General features: G+C 35.8%; 3 protein-coding genes and 1 pseudogene. All 4 read right to left on the minus strand.

Features of this window, described 5'->3' with window-relative positions; translation table 11 throughout:
- A partial coding sequence (dnaB, locus tag ABZA26_RS10470; protein ID WP_372714472.1) for a replicative DNA helicase occupies positions 1-1,271 on the minus strand: 1,271 nt, incomplete at its 3' end.
- Between the two features lie 13 nt (positions 1,272-1,284).
- Positions 1,285-1,731, minus strand: a complete 447-nt coding sequence (gene rplI, locus ABZA26_RS10475; protein ID WP_372714473.1) for a 50S ribosomal protein L9 — start codon at positions 1,729-1,731, stop codon at positions 1,285-1,287.
- Between the two features lie 18 nt (positions 1,732-1,749).
- A complete protein-coding gene (locus ABZA26_RS10480) occupies positions 1,750-2,550 on the minus strand; it encodes a hypothetical protein (protein WP_372714474.1) in 801 nt (266 codons plus the stop codon).
- Between the two features lie 142 nt (positions 2,551-2,692).
- Positions 2,693-3,545 (minus strand): annotated as a pseudogene (locus ABZA26_RS10485) (DNA polymerase III subunit gamma/tau); the annotation flags it as partial.

A 3,545-nucleotide genomic window follows, 5' to 3' on the forward strand; every position in this document is an offset into this window, starting at 1 on the left:
AATTCTCCGTTGCGATGCTTGCCAATAATAATCTCTCCAATGCCTTTTTGATCGGTATCAGGGCTGTATACTTCATCACGATAGACGAATGAAATAATATCCGCGTCTTGCTCGATTGCACCAGATTCACGAAGGTCTGATAGTATTGGTCTTCTGTCTGCTCTTTGTTCCGGTGCACGTGAAAGCTGTGACAGTGCTATTACAGGTACATTCAGCTCTCTTGCAATTCCTTTTAATGCCCTTGATATATCTGAGATCTCCTGCTGCCTGCTGTCATTCTTTCCACCAGAACCACTTATTAGTTGCAGATAATCCACCAGAATCATGTCCAGCTTTCCTGCCGCCTTTAGTCTTCTTGCCATGGCTCTTATCTCAAGAACTGATACGTTAGGGGTATCTGCTATATGAATCTTTGAATTTGCCAGCTTGGCACTTGCTATCCCCAGTCTTCCCCACTCTTCATCGTTTAAAAATCCATTTCTTATTTTCTGAAGTGGGAGGCTTCCTTCCACAGCCAGAAGTCTCTGTAAAAGCTGAGAATTAGACATCTCCAGACTGAATATCAGGACTCCGTTATCCCCGTTTTTTACTGCATTTAAAGCCAGATTAAGAACAAAGGCAGTTTTTCCCATGGAAGGTCTGGCCGCTATTATAACCAGGTCAGACGGATGAAATCCACTTGTCATATCGTCAAAATGCTTAAATCCAGAAGATATCCCTATGGTTGCTCCTCTGTTATTTTGAAGGTTTTCCAGTCTTTCAAATTCTTCTCCCAGAATATGACTGATTCCTACTACATCTTTAGATTCTTTGGTTTCAGATATTTTAAATATCATCCCCTCAGCCTTATCCAAAATAGCATCTGCATCTTCGTAGCCCTCATAGGTCATCTCTACTATTTTTGTTCCCACATCTCCGAGTTTTCTCAAAATAGCTTTTTCTTTTACTATCCTTGCATAGCTAAGTATATTAGCAGCAGTGGGAACTTCCTCTATAATCTCATAGATTATTGCATTTCCGCCACTTTCATCAAATTTCTCCTGTTTTTTCAACTTATCAATTAAAACAATGGGGTCGATAACTTCCCCATTGTTATAAGCTGATATCATAGCTTCATAGATATTTCTATGTGCCGCCTTGTAAAAATCACTTGGAGAAAGTACCTCTACCACATCGCCCAATGCATCTGGTTTTAAAAGTATCCCCCCTAGAATAGACTTTTCAGCCTCTAGACTGCTGGGAACTTTTCTCAATTTATCTAAATCATGCATAGATTATACTCCTTTATCCTTTAGCCACCAATTTTAGTTCTGCTTTTACATCACTATGCAGTTTAAGAGTAACTATATGCTCGCCTGTAGTCTTTATATTTGCATCTATTTTTTTCTTGTCTATAGTGAGACCGAAATCTTTTTCAATAGCTGCTGAAATCTCCTTAGTCGTAACTGAACCGAATATCTTACCATTTTCTCCGGCCTTGACTTCCATTGTCAGTACCTTCTCTTCTATAAACTTCTTTACCTCTTCAGCTTTTGATTTTTCTTCAGCCAATTTCTTTTCTGCTTTCAGCCTTTTGTTTTCAAGTTTTTTAAGCTCTTCATCTGTTGCAATTATAGCTTTATTATTTTTCAAAAGAAAGTTTTTTGCATATCCCTCAGATACGCTTACTATCTCACCTTTTCTACCTTGTCCTGCTACGTCTTGTGTAAGAATAACTTTGATCTTCGACATTATAAACTCCCCCAAATTCTATTTTTTTTCAATATTTATTTTTATTACATCAAAACTTTTTACAGCTCCTATTATAAAGACTGCAGTTGGAAACATTGCCGCCGTAAGAACTGCCAAAATTTTAGTAAGTCCTTTTATACTGAACTTTTTTCCGAACATTGAGTAAATTACCTTTATTCCAAATATCATATACATTAGTTTGCTTATATTCAGAAGATTATTAAGATAAAAATTTTCTGATCCCATAAACTTTGTAGAAAAAAATGTAACTATATAGATAAGGGTCCATTTATATGAAACTCCCCATATCCCATACGTCTTTGAATTCAAATTGAAATAAGTGAAATAGTTGCACATGAAAGAGTATATGAACATTATAAACAGAGAGTTATTTGAAATATATTTAAAGACTTCCTCTGTCTGCTTCGGATCCATTTTCAGTACTTCTGTGTAGAGATTTTTGTTAGCCTCCATAATTACAGCTGAATCTTTCACCACTATTAATGAAAATACCAGAGCAAGAGCGGTTATTATTGAGGTAGATATAAAAATCCTGTCAAATATTGCCATGGTCGGTTTAAATTTTTCAAAATAATAGTATAAGATCTCTATTACTAGAAACACTCCTATATAGGCCAGTAAAAGACTTATATCAAATATTCCTATAGCTGCCATAGCCAGAAAGTTAGCAACCAACCTAGATTTAATATTCATGGTACGCATCTTTTTTATTTTATACACCGGAAGTAAAAAAGACAGAAACGGAACCATAAGGGCTACCAAAAACAATCCGAAAATATTAATTGCTGCTATTATCATCTTTAACTCCTTTCAAAAAAATAATAAGTTACCTGAAAACTCAACATATAAAAATACTTTAAATCATTATAACATAATTTCTTGATTTTGTTAACTTCGGTTACCATCATGTTTCTCTTACAGAACCCTTTATATAAAAGGTTTACAGGAGTTCACCATCAAAAAACTCTATTATTTTATCAGAAAAGGATTTTCCGGTTTCTGTTTTTTTATTCTTTTCTCCCACTATCTCATATACTATTTTCAGATCTGGATGGGTAAGTTCCCGCATGGAATTTAGAAATATCCCGCTGTATTGAACCTCTTCCATTTTATCCCTGGAGAATCTATTTTCAGGATAAAAACCCACATAGAGAGTATCATTTAAAACTTTGGTTGGAAAAGCACCTGCAAGAAGTGCTGCTATGGTTATTTTTTCATTTTTAGCTCTTTTTACAGCCTCGTTCCATGATCTTTTCACATCATCAATAGACACCCTTATTTCAGTACTGGCTTCCGATTTTTTAACAGTTTCTTTTGGCTGGCTCTCTCTCACCTCAGGAATGTATTTTACCTTTTCTTCCCTGTAGACAGTTCTGGGAAGATGTGCCTCTCCAGAAAGCTTATGAAGAATGACGTATCCGAGAAGCCGCTTGTCCTCTTCATATTTAAATCTTGTTATTACATCATATATTGCCCCTATAATAGGCATCCCTTCTTCTGGAGTCAACTCACCCTTTATCATGAGATTTTTTGATAACTTAGCCAGATCCCTAAAGAAACTTTCTACATTTACCGAGTCATTCCACAGGTTATCCAAAAACTTTATCCCCTTTTGGCTGTTCTCTTCCCTTGCTATTTGAAGAAATTCCATCAGCTGTTGCTCTGGAATAACTCCCAAAATCCTCTGACTTTTTTCTACTGTGATACTCTCTCCATAACAGCTTGAAATAAGTTTTTCAAATATGGATATGGCATCTCTCATACTGCCACCTGCTTTTTCATATATGAGAAGC

The organism is Ilyobacter sp. (assembly GCF_041583315.1).
In the GTDB taxonomy this organism is placed as follows: domain Bacteria; phylum Fusobacteriota; class Fusobacteriia; order Fusobacteriales; family Fusobacteriaceae; genus Ilyobacter.